This window comes from Gordonia sp. LMA167 (assembly GCF_058130025.1).
This window is the reverse complement of record NZ_CM176708.1, coordinates 4,131,245-4,147,858: the sequence shown is the minus strand read 5'-3', so window position 1 is coordinate 4,147,858 and position 16,614 is coordinate 4,131,245. Positions and strand designations below refer to the sequence as shown.

The 16,614-nt window shown below is 66.2% G+C and carries 13 protein-coding genes; 6 read left to right on the top strand and 7 right to left on the bottom strand.

Features of this window, described 5'->3' with window-relative positions; translation table 11 throughout:
* Positions 1-21 precede the first annotated feature (21 nt).
* Positions 22-1,083 carry a DNA polymerase III subunit beta family protein gene (locus ACVT6V_RS18815; RefSeq protein WP_489895394.1) on the top strand — a complete coding sequence of 354 codons (1,062 nt, stop codon included), beginning with the start codon at positions 22-24 and terminating at the stop codon, positions 1,081-1,083.
* Positions 1,084-1,126: 43 nt separating this feature from the next.
* On the opposite strand, the gene ACVT6V_RS18810 is transcribed toward ACVT6V_RS18815, so the two are convergent.
* From ACVT6V_RS18810 to ACVT6V_RS18800, 3 genes are all read right to left on the bottom strand, one after another.
* Complete coding sequence (locus tag ACVT6V_RS18810) at positions 1,127-2,521, bottom strand: NAD(P)-binding protein (protein WP_489895392.1); 1,395 nt, start codon at positions 2,519-2,521, stop codon at positions 1,127-1,129.
* 11 nt (positions 2,522-2,532) lie between these two features.
* A complete protein-coding gene (locus tag ACVT6V_RS18805) occupies positions 2,533-4,113 on the bottom strand; it encodes an aspartate:alanine exchanger family transporter (RefSeq protein ID WP_489895390.1) in 1,581 nt (526 codons plus the stop codon).
* Positions 4,114-4,303: 190 nt separating this feature from the next.
* A complete protein-coding gene (locus tag ACVT6V_RS18800; protein ID WP_489895388.1) occupies positions 4,304-5,059 on the bottom strand; it encodes an IclR family transcriptional regulator in 756 nt (251 codons plus the stop codon).
* A 60-nt stretch (positions 5,060-5,119) separates the two neighbouring features.
* On the opposite strand from ACVT6V_RS18800, the gene ACVT6V_RS18795 reads away from it, so the two are divergent.
* From ACVT6V_RS18795 to ACVT6V_RS18780, 4 genes are read left to right on the top strand one after another with little or no spacing between them, the layout of a single operon-like run.
* A complete protein-coding gene (locus ACVT6V_RS18795; RefSeq protein ID WP_489895386.1) occupies positions 5,120-6,256 on the top strand; it encodes a cupin domain-containing protein in 1,137 nt (378 codons plus the stop codon).
* Positions 6,253-7,089, top strand: coding sequence for a fumarylacetoacetate hydrolase family protein (locus ACVT6V_RS18790; RefSeq protein ID WP_489895384.1), 837 nt, complete (start codon positions 6,253-6,255; stop codon positions 7,087-7,089). Before ACVT6V_RS18795 ends, ACVT6V_RS18790 begins: the two co-directional genes overlap by 4 nt.
* Complete coding sequence (locus tag ACVT6V_RS18785; RefSeq protein ID WP_489895382.1) at positions 7,086-7,796, top strand: maleylpyruvate isomerase family mycothiol-dependent enzyme; 711 nt, start codon at positions 7,086-7,088, stop codon at positions 7,794-7,796. The genes ACVT6V_RS18790 and ACVT6V_RS18785 overlap by 4 nt, the downstream gene beginning before the upstream one ends.
* 14 nt (positions 7,797-7,810) lie before the next feature.
* Positions 7,811-9,055 carry an FAD-dependent monooxygenase gene (locus tag ACVT6V_RS18780; protein ID WP_489895380.1) on the top strand — a complete coding sequence of 415 codons (1,245 nt, stop codon included), beginning with the start codon at positions 7,811-7,813 and terminating at the stop codon, positions 9,053-9,055.
* A 14-nt stretch (positions 9,056-9,069) separates the two neighbouring features.
* On the opposite strand, the gene ACVT6V_RS18775 is transcribed toward ACVT6V_RS18780, so the two are convergent.
* Positions 9,070-9,585: a M15 family metallopeptidase gene (locus ACVT6V_RS18775; RefSeq protein WP_489895378.1), complete on the bottom strand. Its 516-nt coding sequence runs from the start codon at positions 9,583-9,585 to the stop codon at positions 9,070-9,072.
* A 108-nt stretch (positions 9,586-9,693) separates the two neighbouring features.
* Here ACVT6V_RS18775 and ACVT6V_RS18770 point away from each other — a divergent pair, with 108 nt between their 5' ends.
* Complete coding sequence (locus tag ACVT6V_RS18770) at positions 9,694-10,920, top strand: T6SS phospholipase effector Tle1-like catalytic domain-containing protein (RefSeq protein WP_489895376.1); 1,227 nt, start codon at positions 9,694-9,696, stop codon at positions 10,918-10,920.
* Here the strand turns inward: ACVT6V_RS18770 and ACVT6V_RS18765 are convergent.
* Genes ACVT6V_RS18765 through ACVT6V_RS18755 form a run of 3 tightly spaced genes read right to left on the bottom strand, consistent with a single transcriptional unit; the run spans position 10,885 to position 16,444 of the window.
* Positions 10,885-14,232 (bottom strand): ATP-binding protein, encoded by a 3,348-nt coding sequence (locus tag ACVT6V_RS18765; RefSeq protein ID WP_489895374.1) that lies wholly within the window; start codon positions 14,230-14,232, stop codon positions 10,885-10,887. The genes ACVT6V_RS18770 and ACVT6V_RS18765 overlap by 36 nt on opposite strands.
* The gene (locus ACVT6V_RS18760; protein WP_489895372.1) at positions 14,229-14,987 is read right to left on the bottom strand and encodes a DUF4194 domain-containing protein; all 759 of its coding nucleotides are present in this window, start codon (positions 14,985-14,987) and stop codon (positions 14,229-14,231) included. Before ACVT6V_RS18760 ends, ACVT6V_RS18765 begins: the two co-directional genes overlap by 4 nt.
* Positions 14,984-16,444, bottom strand: coding sequence for a DUF3375 domain-containing protein (locus ACVT6V_RS18755; protein ID WP_489895370.1), 1,461 nt, complete (start codon positions 16,442-16,444; stop codon positions 14,984-14,986). The genes ACVT6V_RS18760 and ACVT6V_RS18755 overlap by 4 nt, the downstream gene beginning before the upstream one ends.
* Positions 16,445-16,614: the final 170 nt, after the last annotated feature.

The following is a 16,614-nucleotide window of genomic DNA, read 5'->3' as shown; positions in this document are numbered from 1 at the left end:
TCGAAGCCCGAGGATGATCGAGTGACCACACCCGACGCGATGCCCATCGGCGCCTTCGCCCGCCGGACCGGACTCACCGCGAGCGCACTGCGTTTCTATGCCGACGCCGGGCTGTTGCCGCCCGCGTACACCGACACCGTCTCCGGGTATCGGATGTACACCGACGAACAGGTCGACCGCGCGGTGACGTTGCGGCAGTTGCGCGAGATGGCAATGCCGTTGCCGCGCGTGCGCGAGGTACTCGACGCGTCGCCGAGTGAGGCCATGGTCCTCGTCGACGAGCATGTGGCCATGGTCGTCGACGATGCCGCGCACGCCCGTCGGCAGGCCGCAGGCGTGAAGAGCCGTCTCGCCGTCGGCTGCGGCGATGGCCCAGGGGTCAGACTTCGCGGGCCGGTGTTGGCGTCGGCGATAGAACAGGTACTGACGGCGACGACAGTCGAGCCCGAAATGGCCATGCTCAACACGGTGTGTGTCGAGGTCACCGGCGACGGCCTCACGATGGCCGCGACCGACCGATACCGACTCGTCGTACGCACCCTCGCGCTCACCGGGCACGTCGGCGAGCACTGGTCGGCGGCACTGCACGTCGATGACCTCCGTACGTCGGTGACGCAGATCCGTCGAAGTCCCGACGTCGAATTGGTCTGCACCGCAACAGGTGTACAGGTGATCACCTCAGCTGGTGAGTACCACTGCCGGACTGTCGACAATGAGTTTCCCGATTATCGGACGATGCTCGAGACACTCGCGCCGGCTGTTACCCGGGTGACGATCGTTGCGGCGGAACTGCTGCGGGCACTCGAGCGGTCATCACCGCACGTCACGATCCGTGTCGGATCGCACGGTGTCCAACTGCTCGATGATGACGACGTGGTCTTTGGGACCGTCACGGCCTCGGCGACGGGCCCTGACATCGAACTCCGGTTCGAGTTGATCACGCTCTACCCCGCCATTGCGGGCTCGGTCGGCGGTGAGCTGCTCATCGACATCCGCGCCGCCGATCAACCGGTCACCATCCGCTCGGCCGATCACGGCGACCTCACGGTGCTGGCCATGCCGATTCCATCGGCGCGTCGGTGATCGCGGCGCGGCCGCCGGGTAGGTCGACCGCATCGACACCCCGCTACATAGGTAGGCGTGCGAGTTCGGCGAGGCGGGCGAGGCCCTGCTGGGCATGCTCGGCCAGGCCGGCACCCGCTGCCCGGACGGCTGGATCGTCTTGTTGCCCCGCTTGGATACGTGCCGGGTTGAGAGCGCAGCGGTTGGCCCACGCGGCTATGTCCGGCTCCGCTCCGTAGGTCTTTGCCGCGATCGTTCCCCGCACCTGCATCTGCGCCCAACTTCTGGGGTCGTCCGGCAGATTGTTCGGCGGACACAACCGATTTCGTTCTCTGTCGTCGTCACGTGTGGCCTCTACATAGCCGGCCAGCGCGGCGCAGTAGCACGGGAATCCCGCCCGGATCGTCTGGAGCCGAATGCGATCAGGCGCCCAGATCGGGATCAGCGGCGGGTACTGCAGCCCGGAGGCGGCGCAGTGCACCACCAGTGAATCCGGCGGCAACGGTACCGACCCGCCGTCGAAGACGATCTCCCGGCGCGTCACATGGTCGATATGCCCCAAGCGGACGACACGGTCGATGGTTCGGAGCAGATCGAGTTCCCACTCGCCGAGAGTGGGCGTCTTGGCCATCGTCGGCGTGACGTCGCGGTCGATGCGGAGCATCACGCCGGCGGCCTCCAGACGAAGGAACAGGTCCTCGAGCGTGTCGGCACCCGCGGCCGCCGCCATCGTGTCGGCGGCCAATCGCAGTGCCACTGCCGGATTCGGTTGCACCACGGCTCGGTTGAGCATCCAGGGATCGCGTGGACGCACCCAGGTGATCTGATCCTGCTCCACCCCGTGTGCGAGCAGCCAGACGATCGCATCCGTGGCGGTCTTGCCGGAGCCGACAATCACAAGATTCTTGGGTGCGGCGGCCAGTCGAGCGAGTTCGTTGATCGGGGCCACTGCGACGTCGTCGGCCACTCCGAACGGCGGTGGGGTCGTCGCCGGAACGGTCGGCGATACGTACGTGGCGTCGACGACTCGGCGGGCGACCCGGATCTCGACCGTCTCACCGGATACCCGGGATGTCGCGAGATGAGTGTCGCCATCAGACGTGTATTCGTGGCCGCCGAGAAATGTGACCCGGCCGGAGCCGACGAAGCGGCGGCGCAGGATGTCATCGTAGTAGGCCTCGATCTCCGGTTGGCGGGCTCGTTCGCCGAACCCCTGCTCGGGCCCGCTGCCTTGCAGAGTTCCGTCACCGAGCACGGTCGAGGCGACGCCGTAGAACACCGATGCCTGATGCAGTTGGACGAACGGGTAGGCGTCGAGCCAATGTCCCCCGGCCGTGTGCCGACGGTCGACGAGGGTCACGTGTACATCGGCGTGGTCGATCAGCGCGTCGGTGAACGCCATGCCGGCCGCACCCGCCCCGATGACGAGGTAGTCAGTACCGAGAGTTCGCTTGGCCATATCGATCACCGTCAGAAGTAGACAACCATCAGTTGCGCCAGAAAGACCTTGACGATCATGCTCACCGGGAAGAGCACCGCGTAGCCGAGGGCGACCCGCTGGTCGGGAACCTTCCCCATGGCATAGGCATACGGCGCCGGGTTGAGTTGTGAGCCGGTGAGTCCCCCGAGTGCGCGAGCCGTACCGAACTTGAGCAGCGAACGCAGCGCGAACACGACGATGAGAGCGTGCGCCGCGGAGATGGCCAGTCCCAGCACCACCAGTTGCAGTCCCTGGTCGCCGAGGGCGGTGACCAGACCGGAGCCCGCGCCGGTACCCACCGCAACCAGGAACACGTACAGCGCGAACTGATTGAGCGTGTTCGTGACATTGCCCGGCAGGGTCCAGACGATCGGTCCCGTGCGTCCCAGGGCGCCGAGGACCACTCCGACGATCAGCGGTGCGGTCGCGGTACCGAGGACCAGCGTGCCCCCTCCGGGCAACGGGATCTTCACGAACGCCAGCACGAGGCCGATGGCCAGGCCCACGCCTAGCCCGATGGCGTTGATGTCGCTCGCGGAGCGCTCCGAGTCCCCGAGTTCCGTGGTGACCTCCGCGAGTCGGTCACGCGGCGCGGTCACGCGGAGTCGGTCTCCGCTCTGCAACACCAGGTCCGGTGCCGCGATGAGGTCGATGTCCCCGCGGCGGACCCGGCTGACGACGGCGTCGAAGCGTTCTTCGAGTCGCAAGGTGTGCAGTTCGCGTCCCACGTACGCACGGTTGGACAAGCCGATGCGGCGGAAGTCGATCTCGGATCGGTTGAGCCAGGTCTCCTCGGGTGCGGGCCGTCCCAGGTCGGCAGTCAGGCGCTCGGCGACATCCTCGCGGGCGGTGATCGTCAGCTGGTCACCGGCCGCGATCGCCTCGGCATCATGCGCGACGACGGTCTGGCCGTCGCGTGTCAGCCGCGAGACCACGGTTTCGTACCGCTCGCACAGTCCATGAACCGTCAGCTTCGGGTCTCCGATGACCTCCAATGTCCGGACCACGATGGGCCACACCTTTTCCTGATCCTCCGGAGTCGGCTTGCGACGGCCGGCGCTGATCAGATACGAGCAGGCGAGGATGGTGAGGAGGACAGTGATCGGGTAGGCGACCGCGTATCCGATCGCCGGCTCGGGCGGTATCTCGCCGCCGTCTGCCAGTTGTTGCTGGACTGCACCGAGGGCCGCGGTGGCCGTGCCGGCGCCGGCGAACGCACCCGCGATCGTGCCGATGTCGAAGTCGAGAACCTTGCCGACCCCGAGTGCGGTGGCCGCCATCGCAACGATCGCCACCAGCGACACCAGCACCGGTTTCCATCCGGTGCGCAGCACGCTGACGAACGCCGGTCCGGCGGCGATGCCCACCATGTAGCAGAACACGCACAGCGACAGACTGGTCACGATGGGCGGCAGCGCGACATCGGGTTCGATCGCCGACAGCGCCAAGGCCACGAACAGCGCCCCGGCGGGGCCGAAGGAGACCGGCCCGAACGGGATACGCCCGACCAGTGCTCCGAACCCGACGCAGAAGAACAGGGTCAGCAGGGGGCTGTCGACAAACCAGTGCATCGCGGCTCCAGTTTCACCGGACGGGAGTGACGACTGTGACTCTAGCGGTTTTGGAGTGGGCGATGGCCTGGTCGCCGGCTATTGCCGCAAAGTCGTGAAGGGCAGCAGGAACCGGGATTCGTGGGCGCCACCGCGGCTTGGTGGCAAGCGACTGCGCCGCCCTCCGCACCGCGCGGTGCATGGCCTGCCGCTACGAAACAGCGATGGCGTCGGCGGCCATCCGCAGGGTGGCGACCAGGGCCGGCAACCGCTGTTTGTCGTAGCGCACGGACGGTATCGAAACCGAGAGTCCGGCAACGACCGTGCCGTCGGCATCGCGTACGGGCACGCCGATCGCCACAACGCCACGCTCTGATCGACCTTGGTTGACCGCAAACCCTTGTTTCCGGACCCGCGCAAGTTCGGTTCGCAGCCGGACCAGGTCGGGTCGGTCGGGATCGTCCGCCTCGTAACGCACCTCATAGGTCTCGCGGACCACTTCCTCGGAGAGGTCGGCCAGGAGCACCAGACCACCCGAGGTCTGATGGGCGGGAAAGACCATCCCCTCTCGCGAACCGACGCGAAGCGCCTGTCCGGACTCCACCGACGCGATGAAGCGGACCTCGGCGCCGACGCGGATGGTGAGGTTGACCGACTCGTCGACTGCTTGCACCAGACGTTCCATGTGGGCCAGCGCGGCCGACCGTAGCCGCGATGTGGCGGATCGGGAGTGCTCCGCGAGTTGCAGCACCGGCCCGGCACCGTACTCGCGACCCGGATGCTGCACCGCGAAGTCGCGGTAGACCAGCATCTGCAGCAGTCGATGGGCGGTCGAGCGGGCGACACCGAGTCGTTCCGCCGCCTGTGCGACCGTCAGTTCGCCCTCCAACTGCAGGATGGCCGCAAGCCTCAGCGCATGATCCACGCTCGCGATGGCGTAGGTGGGTGGGTTCTTCTGCGGCTTCATTGCATTCTGTATAGCAGAATCAACTGTTCTGTGGACCACAACGGCGGTCAGGCTTGACCCATGACATCGACCGACACGCCAGTACGGCTACACCCAGTCGCCTCGCCGGACCAGCCACCGGTCACCCCCGCGCTGAAGGATCTGTACCGCGGATTCGAGAACGAATTGCTGGTGCCGCTGTGGACCGAGATCGGTGATCTGATGCCGGCTCACCCGCGGTCGCACGCGGTGGGCCACCTGTGGAGATGGGCGAACCTGGTGCGTCTCGCCGAGCAGGCCGGCGAGATCGTCCCGGTCGGACGGGGCGGCGAGCGTCGCGCGATCGCGCTGGCCAACCCGGCATTGGGCGGCCGGCCCTTCGCCACTCCCACGCTCTGGGCGGCGATCCAGTATCTGATGCCGGGCGAAGACGCCCCCGAGCATCGCCACTCACAACACGCCTTCCGCTTCGTCGTCGAGGGATCCGGGGTGTGGACGGTCGTCGGTGGCGATGCCGTGCCGATGAATCGGGGCGACTTCCTGCCGCAGGCCGGCTGGAACTGGCACGCACACCAGAACGCCACCGACAAACCGATGGCCTGGATCGACGGCCTGGACATCCCGTTCCAATACCTCACCGAGGCGCAGTTCTTCGAGTTCGGCCGTGATGCGATCAGCGACGCCGAACGCGTCACGCCAGAGCGCTCCCGCTCCGAAAGGCTGTGGGGCCATCCCGGTCTGCGGCCACTCGGCGCAACGTACGCCGCACCCGGCACCCCCCTGCTGTCCTACAAGTGGGAATTCACGGATCGTGCGCTGAACGACCAACTCGCAATCGAGGCCGAGGGCTTCGGCGGCACGATCGAGCCCGGCCACGCGGCGGTCCGATACACCAACCCGCACAACGGCGGAGACGTCCTGCCGACGATGCGGACCGAGTTCCATCGCATCGTCCGAGGTGCCGAGACCGCGCCCGTCAAGGAAACCGGGTCGAGCGTCTATCAGGTGTTCGACGGCTCCGGCACGGTGACGGTCGGCGACCAGACCTGGGCCGTGACGCGTGGGGACCTGTTCGTCGTACCGTCCTGGGAGTCGTTCTCGGCCAGGTCCGAATCCGGTGCGACCGATTCGGATTCCGGCGCCCTGGATCTGTTCCGCTTCGGGGACGCACCCGTCTTCGAAGCTCTCGAGCTCAACCGCATGGAGGTAACACGATGAAGCTCAGCACCATTCGTATCGACGGCACGACCCGCGCGGTCAAGCTCGACGGTGACCGTCTGCTCGACCTCGGCGACCCCGATCTGGGCATCTTCCTGGCCCGGCCGGACTGGCAGGACCGGGCGGCAGACGCAACCGCCGATGGAGCTGCCACCTACCCCGTCGACGGCGCCGACTTCGCACCCGTCATCCCGGCGCCGTCGAAAGTTGTGTGCGTGGGACACAACTACACCAACCACATCAAGGAGATGGGCCGCGACCTGCCCACCTACCCGACGTTGTTCCCGAAGTTCGCCGACACCCTGATCGGAGCGAACGACGACATCGTCAAGCCGGACGAGACCGACGCCCTCGACTGGGAGGTCGAGCTGGTCATCGTGATCGGCGAGCAGGTACGCCGTGCCGACGACGCGCAGGCCGAGGCGGCGATCGCCGGGTTCACCGTCATGAACGATGTCTCCGTGCGGGACTGGCAGTTCCGCACCATCGAGTGGACCCAGGGCAAGATCTGGGACTCCTCCACCCCTGTCGGCCCCTACCTGGTGACACCCGACGAGGTCGGCGGTGTCCGTCCGGCACTCGAGGTCACCACCACCGTCGACGGTCAGGTCATGCAGCGCGACGACACCGGAACCCTGTTGTTCGATCCGGTCACATTGGTCAAGTACATCTCGACAGTCACCCGACTCAATCCCGGCGATCTGATCGCCACCGGCACCCCTGCCGGTGTTGGGCATGCACGCGACCCGAAGGTCTACCTCCTCGGCGGCGAGACGGTGGTGACCGCCGTCGCCGGCCTCGGTGCCTGCACCAACCGTGTGGTGAAGGCATGACCCGCGACGTCCACGACGCCCGCCGCTGGATGCGCCACGGCACCACCCTCTACCTCGATGGTGTCGCCGGACTCGACGACAGCGGTTTGGACGCCGCCTCCGGCCTCCCCGGCTGGAGTCGGCGGCAACTGGTCGCGCATGTCGCCGCGAACGCCGAGGCACTCGGCAATCTCGTCCGCTGGGCGCAGACCGGCGTCGAGACGCCCATGTACGCATCTCCCGAAGCTCGTGCCCGCGGCATCGAAGACGGCGCCTCGAAACCGACGCCCGAGTTGCTGGCCTGGGCGTCGCACTCCGCCGAGGCACTGGAATCGGCGATGGATCGGCTGTCCGATGCGCAGTGGACCCACGACGTCCGGACCGCACAGGGGCGAACGGTGCCGGCCACAGAGATCCCGTGGCTGCGGGCACGCGAGACGTGCGTACATGCCGTCGATCTGTGCACCGGAACGGGTTTCGGTGACCTGACCGCGGACTTTCTCACCGAACTCGGCGCCGACATAGTCGCCAAACGCAACTCCTCGACGACCCTCGCCCTACGGCTCGTGGCCACTGATGCCCCGGTGACCTGGGAGCTGGCAGGACCGCACACACCAGTCGTCATATCCGCGCCGCTGACCGACCTTGTCGCCTACCTCAGTGGCCGAACCACCAACCTGTCGACCGACGAGGGATCTCCCGCACCGGCGCTGCCGGCGTGGCTCTAGGAACGGAAATCACCATGCACACACCTGACGTCATCGTCGTCGGCGGCGGCATCGGCGGTCTCGGCGCCGCACTCGCCCTCGCCAGGGAAGGCCTCGCGGTCCGGGTGCTCGAACGGTCTGCCGAGTTCGGCGAGGTCGGCGCGGGCCTGCAGCTTGCGCCGAACTGCACCCGCATCCTCGACGACTACGGGCTGCTCGACGAGGCCAAGGGTCTCGGTGTCGTTCCGGAGGCGATGGTCATGCGCGATGCCCTGGACGGCACCGACCTGACGCGGCTCGACCTGGTCGACCTCGAACGCCGTTATGGCTTCCCGTATCTCGTCATCCATCGCAGTGATCTGCACGGCATTCTGCTGCGTGCCTGCCGAAGGGCAGGTGTGGAACTGGTCACCGATGCCACGGCGACTGCCTACGAGAACACCGACACCGGTGCGCTGGTTCGGTTGGCGACCGGTGACGTGCACGAGGCCGGTCTGGTGATCGCCGCCGACGGGTTGCACTCGGTGGCACGCAAGCTGCTCGTCGATGATGAACCCGTCTCGTCGTCTTACGTCGCCTACCGTGGCACCGTGCCGCTGGCCGAACTGGCCGAACGCCCGGTGGATCTGTCCGAGGTCGTCGTCTACGTCGGGCCTGGACATCATTTCGTCCACTACGGACTGCGCGGCGGCGAGATGCTCAACCAGGTGGCCGTGTTCGAGTCCCCCAAAGCCCTGGCTGGTGACGAGGATTGGGGAACTCCGGACGAACTGGAGGCCGCTTTCACCGAGTCCTGTGACGCTGTGCGGGACGGTATCGGGTTCATGTGGCGCGACAGGTGGTGGCGGATGTACGACCGGGATCCGATCATGAACTGGGTGCACGGGCGGATCGCATTGCTCGGCGACGCGGCCCATCCCCCGCTGCAGTACATGGCGCAGGGAGCGATCATGGCGATCGAGGACGGCTGGGTATTGGGTCGTCATGTCGCCCGCCTCCGCAGCGCCGGCGGCGCGATCGACTGGAATGGCGTGCTCGCGGCCTACGAAGCCGTCCGTCCTGAGCACTGCCGCCGCGTGATGACCACGGCCCGCGCATGGGGCGAATTGTGGCACCTCGGCGCGCCGGGTCGCGAACAGCGCAACGCGCTGTTCGCGACCCGAGACGCTCACGACTACACCTACATCGACTGGATCTACGGTCCCACCGCCCTGTTCCCCGCCGACGAACCGCCGATGTATCCGGTGGTGCCGCTCGATTCCGCTGCCGAACTGGTCTGACCTCGCGTCGTGCGTCAGCCGAGCGGGTCGGCTCGCCGATCGGCCCGGGTCGCGGCGTCGGTCCACATCGGCGGGCACCGCACACCGGGCACCGACATCACCTCGAAGTGCCACCACTCGTTGGCGAACGTCCGGCACAGACCCCAGCGGTAGCCGTTCGTCTCCAGCCACGCGGCGCCCGCGCGGGGCCCGACGTCGATGGCATGACCGCCGACATGCGTGGACTCTTCGGGAGGTAGGACCCAGCGTCGCGCTGCCTCGGGACTGCCGTAGGTGGCGATGCCCTGGCGCCACATCTGTCTCTGTTCTGCGCGTGTGCGCGCGCCGGACGTGATGCGCAGCGGGACGCCCTGTGCGCGAGCGGCCGCGGCCGCCCCCGAATACGCAGTCGCCAGCGCCGGGTCCAGGCCGCCGGCGCCCGGTGCGGCGTGCGCGCGGGCCGCCGGCCAGGTGAGCAGCACGACGAGCACGATCAGGCTGAACGCGGACACACACCGGCCGAGAGCTCGCGGAACAGGCGTCACGGACATGTGGGTAGTAAACCCCGACGCACTCGGGTAGCGCACTACTCGTGCCCGATCGGGTTTCGCTTGAAAGGGTCGGCTCATCCGAACAACTGCGACAATCGGGGTTCATCGATGAAGCGTCTCGTTGTGTGCTGTGACGGCACGTGGAAGTCGTCGAAGGATCCCTACATCTCGAACATCGAGAAGATCGCCCGGGCGATCACGACGGAAGCCGGCGACGGAGCAACCCGCACAGTGCAGTTGGTGCATTACTCCAACGGTGTGGGAACCGGGGCCATCTGGCTTGACCGCGTCATCGGCGGTGCCTTCGGGCGAGGCCTGGCCATCAATCTGGTCGACGCATATCGATTTCTCGCGCTGAACTACGAACCAGGTGACGAGATCTTCGTTTTCGGTTTCAGCCGAGGCGCCTACACGGCCCGGAGTCTGGTCGGCATGATTGCCAAGATCGGGCTGGTGACGGCCGACAATCTCGCGATTCCGCCGGCCGGCCACACGAACCTCCTCGACGAGGCGCTGCAGCTGTACCAGAGCACCAGCCTTCGCGGCGGGAAGAAGGCCGATGACGAGAGGAAAAGACTCGACACCTTCCGCGCCTGCACCTACGGATCCGATGACGCCGGCGCCGCGCCGCGGATCAAGTTCATCGGTGTGTTCGACACCGTCGGCGCCCTGGGGGCTCCCGGGATCACTCGAAGGCGGTATCGGTTCCTCGACGTCGAGCTGAGTCCCGCGGTCGACGTCGCCCGACAGGCCCTCGCGATCGACGAGCGCCGACTCACCTTCGACCCCTGTGTGTGGACGACGAACAAGAACACGACGACCGACATCAAGCAGGTCTGGTTCGAAGGCGTACACACCGACATCGGCGGCGGATACCAGCGTTGTGAGCCGTCGCTGTTGACACTCGGTTGGATGGTCGCCGAGGCCTCGAAGCATGGGTTGGAGTTCGTACCCGCACGTCTACGCCTTCTGCCGGAGGCGGTCGACGTGCTCGATGATCGATTCACACCGAACATTTCGCTGAACCTCGCCTACCGTGGCATCAATCTCCTCACCATCGGTGTTCGCCGGTTACGACGACAAGCGAACCGGGTGAGCAGGTTCGCAGGCCAGGTGAGATTGCTGGAGATCACCGACGATCCGGCGACTCCCTTGTACATCGCAGCACCGGCATATCACCGATGGCAGCAGTTCCCAGGACGGGCCGAGAGCGCCCCGAACATCGGGTCCTACGTGGACGTGGTCGGGCGGGATGCGCTCCAGGGCAGGATCGTTAGCAGCCCGCAGTCGAGGACGAGATCACACCAGCAGTTGTCCCCCACCACCACGGCGTAGATCCGAGAACTCCCGGATCGACGTCGACATGGCGGTCGCGACGGGATGGCCGTCGCCCGGGTCCTCGGTCTTCGACACCATCACCACATTGTCGATGTAGGGCTGGATGGTGCTGGTGTTCTGCACGGTTGCCACGATGATCAGCTGGAACCCGAACTTGCGGAACGCCGACAGCGCCTGCTGGGCGAACTGCGGATCCGACTTGGAAAACGCTTCATCGAGCATGAGTTGGGCGAAAATCGGGCGGTTGTCATCGCCGTTCGGGCTGGCGAGGTTGAAGCTGAGCGCACCGGCCAGGCAGAACGCCATCAGTTTCTCCTGCTCGCCACCCGAGTTGTCACCCGCGTTGCTGTAGGTCCGGATCGTCTCCCCCGTTACCGCGTCGTGCTCCTCGCAATAGAAGTCGAATCTGTTGCGTACGTCGAGGGCGTCCCGGGTCCACTGCCGGTCCTCGGGGGTGGCACCCGCCAGCCGTTCGCGTAGCAGCAGGATATCGGTGTACTGCTCGAGGATCGCCTGCTCGTCCCCGAAGCTGACGGCGGTGGTACGTTGCGCGATCAGTCGTGCCTTCTCGGTCAATTCGGCGACTGCGGCGAGGTTCTTGCGGCCTGGACACAGCCGAAGTCGGGTGCCGCGGTTGAACGCCACCGCGCCCAGACCGGTGTTGACGCGCTCGATCTGCTCGACGATCCGGCGTTCCTCGGCATCGGCGGCCATGTGCAGGTTCAGGATTGCGCCGGGCGCCTGCTCGGTGATCAGGCGTCGCATCCGTTCGTAGGCGGCGGGCAGCTCACGTTCATCGATTCGTCGACAGACCGCGACGTAGTCGTGCAGTCGCTCGTCGAAATCGTCGCTGTCGTTGGGAATCGCGTCCGGGAATTCCTCGTCGTAGCTGTCGAGGATGCGCACCAGTTCGTCCCGGGAACGTCGCGAATCGGCACGCGTGCGGTCTCGATCCCTGATGACGGCCTTCAGCAATTCTTGGCGGTAGGTTTCGGGCGCGAGAACGTCGAGGGTCGCGACGGAATCTTCGCGGAACCCGTCGAGTGTGCTGACCGCTTGAGCCGGGAGATCGTCCGTCGTCAATCGATCGATGACATCGAGCAGCTGGGTGCGGCGCTCATCGTGTGTGGCGATCTTGTCGCGCACGAGCGCTGCCTGCGAGATCGCCGCCCGAACCTGCTCCCAGATGTCTTCGGCCTTGCGCTGCAATGCTTCGACGTCGGGATGCTCCTCCATGAGCAACTCGTACTGATCGGCGAGCTGCTCGACACGATCGTCGGCGGTTTCGGTGTCGATCTCGCTCCACTGGGTGAACTGTTCGCAGATCCTTCGGTAGGCGTCCCGACGGTGGGCCTGCTCGGTCCGTTCGCGATCCAATTCGGCGCTGGCCTCGCGCATCCTGTCGAAGATGCGCTGCTCGTGGTCGAGTTCTTCCTGCAGCGCGGCGACCTTGGATGCAACGTCGCCGACGAAGATGTACTGGGAGGGCCGCAGGGCTTGTCGGTCGTCCTTGACCGCGAGCTTGGCCGAATCCTTCCGCAGGCCCTGGTCGGTGACCGCCTTTGAGTGGTCGGCGAAGTCGGCCGGCGTGTCGACGCACGTGTAGTTGCCGAGTCGACTGAGGATCGACAACGCCTCGGCAGAGCATGGATGGCCGGGGTCCACCGAACGCAGCAGCGCGCCCAGAGTGTTCGGCTCAGGCGTGGGTGCCGGCCGGTTCTCCGCGTGGTGCAACTGGATGCGGCCGCGCATGTCGTGACTGTTCACATATCGCAGGGCAGCGCGGAAGTGTTTGTCCGGAACCAGAAGTCGTAGTCCGGCGTTGCGCAGAACCTTCTCGACGGCCAGGCGCCATCGTTCCTGATCCGGATCCAGCTCGACCAGCTCGGCGACATAGCGCAGCTCCGACTCGTCGATCTGCAGGGCATTCGCGATGCCACGACGCATCTCGTGTTCGGCGCGGGGTAGCGCCGATCCCGCCTGCTGCACTCGACTCAGTTCGTCATGGGCGGCATCGCGGTGGGCGCGGGCCGTCACCTCTCGTGCGAGCGTCTCGGCGAAGTGCGCCTTGCCGGCCTCGAGGTGACCGTCGATCCGGGTCGCCTCCTCCATGAGTGTCTCGCGCAGCGACCAGAAGTCCTCGGCATCCTCGGGCAGGGAGTAACCCAGGGCGGTCATCTTGTCCTCGTAGCCGGAACGTCGTGCCGTGATCTCGTTGCTGACCTTCTGGGCCGCCGCCAGCTGCTCCTGCAGTGGGGCGAGATCGCCGGTGGACGACGATATCCGCGCCAGCAGATGACTGTGGTCCTGGCGAAGCTGATCATGCTGGGCGGTCAGGGCGCCGAGATCGGTGTCGAGGCGTGCGATCTGATCGTCGAGGTCGGCCACCTCTGGCTGGGCGTTGTGGCGTCGAAGATTGTTGACGTAGGACCGGACCGTCGCGGCGTCGATGGTGTCGAGGACGCTGAATGTGGCCGCCTCGCTCACATACCGCTCGTGGACGGATTCGATGTTGCCGAGGATGGTCCGTTTCCGGCGGGCGACATCGAGCAGCTCGCGGGCTTCGACGAGGGGATCGATCTGATCGAGTGCGTCGGGGATTCCGACGATGCTGGTCGGATCGTCGAGCATGAACTCCCGGACGAACTGTGCAAGTCCACCAACACTTTTCAGCGACTTCGCCTTTCCGAGGAGCTGTTGGGCCGCCTCGGAGGCGCGAATGCCGATCAGCGAGTACAGGGTGGCGAGATACTTGCCTTCCCCGGGACCGCCGCGCCAACCCTGATCTCGGAATCGCGCAGAGTTGTAGTTGCTCGCGGCCCAGTCGTTGCAGACCTCGACGATGTCGACGTCACCGTCGTGGATGAAGTAGGAACTGTGCGCGTCGGTCATTTTTCCGGCGGCCAGCCATTTCAATACCAGGCCCGTGATGGACGCACCCGAACTCGAGGTATACGTGACCGCGATGGCCGCCCACGCGGGCCCACTGCCACGCAGGTACATGATCTCGCGATGCGCGTTGGTCCCGTCGCGGCGTTCGCCCCATGCACCACGGACATACTTGCCGACCGTGCGTTTGCCACTCGAGGACCCTGCCGCGGTGGCATCGCCCGAGGCGTTGAAGTTGCGTCGGTGGTCGGGCAGGAAGGCCAGCGAGATGGCGTCCAGCAACGACGACTTACCACTGCCGGAGGAACCGGTGATCAGTGAACCGTTGGTACTGAACGGGATCGAGTGATACCCGTCGAAGACTCCCCAGTTGATCAGCTGCAACCGGGACAGGTGGTACTGCTCGACGAGTCCGCTCACCAATCGTCTCCTTCGTCCTCGTCGTCGGTCCCGCCGGCTTCGTCGTCGCTCGAGTCGGTGTCGGGTGACATCGCGTCGTCCCCGGTGTCGCCGGACCCGATGAACTGTTCGAACTGTCGTTGCAGGTCGGTGATCACCGAGGCCGTCATCACAGCCGAGATCGCCGGACTCACGGTGAAGGTGTCGTGGTCGTCGCGCTGTTTACGCAGGAACTCGAGCTCCTCCAGCTTGTCGATGGATCGTTCGATGCGCTTGTCGAACAGTGCGAGGTCCCGGTCGATGGTGTTGGAGACCCCGGCGAACAGCTCATGGATCTCCTCCCGCGTGATCAGCACGTGCTCCTCGCGTGACGCACGCACGTACTTGGCCAGGTGCAACGCCAGGATCGCGTCGTAGGTCTGGATGGTCTCACGTTTGAGAATCCTTCTGCCCCAGCGTGAATCGTAGTCAGCCTGTTCGACGAAGGCGACCTCCAGTTCGTCCACGACACGCAGGCGAAGGTCCAGTTCGGAGAGTCGGACGCGCAACACATCCTGATACTCGGCGACCCACGCCCACAGTTGCGGTTGACGATCGCCGCTGACGTAGCGGCGCGTGAGCAGGTTCTGCAGCGCCCAACAGGCGCGGTCGGGCAGCTCGCCGACATCGCCGTCGAACCGAGGCGCCTGCGGACCGGTGTCGGCGCTGACGTTCTGGACCGACGGCAGGTCGTCGAATCCGGCGTACTCATCGGGGGTGTCGAGATCGCTGGTCACAAGTCATCGACCTCCACGGTCGGAATCGGTTCGGTGAACATCACTGCAGGGACCTCGATGGCTCGGTCCTCACCTTCCAGCGATCGGAACCGCACGAACTCCGATCGGTGACTCGCGGTTCCTGATTGCTTCAACGCCCAGGACCACAGCACGATCACGTGGGCGAGGTAAGGCTCCTCGAGTCGGCCGACGACCTCGGATAGCGCGACCGGGCCGGCTTGCACGGCGTCGTTCACCGTCTCCGTCAGCTCGCCGGTGTCGACCTGGCCGGCCATGGACGCGAAGGACGTCAGGTCGGTGGTGCCGCCGGCCGGCAGGGCCGGAGCCGGCGACTCCGGGTTCCTGATCTCGAAGGCGAGCCGCCCGGCCGAGGTGACCGCCGGTGTCGCCAAGGGCAATTCGTATCCGATGCGGCGGTCCGCGAGGGAGGATCGGAGGAGCTCGTTGGCCGTCGCCAACGCGTCGTTGAGCTGACGCGCGACGCCACGGCTCTGCTCGAGGGTTCCGGAGGCGACGAACCTGCGGATTCGGCGGGCACAGCGTTGCCGCGTGCGGCCGACCTCGCCCATCTGCTGGGTGACGAGCCCGAAGAAGTTGTCCATGACCGACCGGAGGCCCCGGTCGATGTCGGGGAGGTGCCGCGTCACCGTTTCGATGTCGGCGGCGAGGCGCTCGCGCTGGCGAGGGTCCTGGATCATGTGGCTGAACGCGTGATAGGACGCGCTTTGCGAGGATTCGAGCAGCGACTCGTAGTCGTCGAACATCTGCCGTTGGCGATCGCGGTATGCCAGGTCGGAGTCGTGTGGATCGTCGAGCAGTGCGGTCGTGATGCGGTCCAGCATGGTGCTGTACTGCCCGATGTCGGAGATGACCTGCTCCATCTGGTAGGCGATGGAGCGGGCCTCGTCCTCGGCCACCCGCAGATCCGGGTCGCGCCGACGACCGGCGTCGAGGTCGGAGAGTTCGGCGTCGAGTTCGGAGATCTGGTGCTCGATCTCCTCGCGAATCTGTTGCGGATCGTCGGTCACCTGTCCTGCGACCCGTCGCAGGCCGGCGGCGATGCCGATGATGGAACCGCCGGTGGCCACGCTGTCCTCGCGGCGCAGGCGGCGGACATAGTCGAGTACCGACCGCGCCTCGGAGCTCAGATAGCAGAGGTTCTGCGTGGTGGAGGGGGTGCTGTCGGTGACCCGATGCAGCCATCCCTGCCTGGCCCACGATTTCAGCAGTTCCAGGCCGCTCGCCTGATCGTGGACGTCGAGTTCGACCATGTCGCGCTCGAGTCGCACGGCGAGGTCGGTCTCCGACAGTCGGGCGCCGAAGTCCAGGTGGCGCTCCATCAAGGTCACATACAGTGCGGAATTGGTGGCCGCGAACAGCCGGACCGCGGCCGACTTCTGGATGGACCGATTGGCCTCCCAGGCATGCGCCAGCGTCGGTTGCTCAGCACTCTCCATCGCCGCCTCACGGGTTCACGGGACTTTCAGGACCCGAGGTAGTGTGCCATGTCGGCAGGACCACCCCTGGGATGGGTGTTCCACTGATCGACTGCCGGCCGAACACGCCGTCGAGCGCGGCGCGCAGAACCGGCGTGGCTGCGAGGTCACCGGACCGGATCGCGACACGA

Coding starts and splice junctions, on each gene's coding strand:
- ACVT6V_RS18755 (WP_489895370.1), bottom strand. CDS start 16,444: ATGGAGAGTGCTGAGCAACCGACGCTGGCGCATGCCTGGGAGGCCAAT.
- ACVT6V_RS18770 (WP_489895376.1), top strand. CDS start 9,694: ATGAAGCGTCTCGTTGTGTGCTGTGACGGCACGTGGAAGTCGTCGAAG.
- ACVT6V_RS18785 (WP_489895382.1), top strand. CDS start 7,086: ATGACCCGCGACGTCCACGACGCCCGCCGCTGGATGCGCCACGGCACC.
- ACVT6V_RS18795 (WP_489895386.1), top strand. CDS start 5,120: ATGACATCGACCGACACGCCAGTACGGCTACACCCAGTCGCCTCGCCG.
- ACVT6V_RS18800 (WP_489895388.1), bottom strand. CDS start 5,059: ATGAAGCCGCAGAAGAACCCACCCACCTACGCCATCGCGAGCGTGGAT.
- ACVT6V_RS18780 (WP_489895380.1), top strand. CDS start 7,811: ATGCACACACCTGACGTCATCGTCGTCGGCGGCGGCATCGGCGGTCTC.
- ACVT6V_RS18805 (WP_489895390.1), bottom strand. CDS start 4,113: ATGCACTGGTTTGTCGACAGCCCCCTGCTGACCCTGTTCTTCTGCGTC.
- ACVT6V_RS18810 (WP_489895392.1), bottom strand. CDS start 2,521: ATGGCCAAGCGAACTCTCGGTACTGACTACCTCGTCATCGGGGCGGGT.
- ACVT6V_RS18775 (WP_489895378.1), bottom strand. CDS start 9,585: ATGTCCGTGACGCCTGTTCCGCGAGCTCTCGGCCGGTGTGTGTCCGCG.
- ACVT6V_RS18790 (WP_489895384.1), top strand. CDS start 6,253: ATGAAGCTCAGCACCATTCGTATCGACGGCACGACCCGCGCGGTCAAG.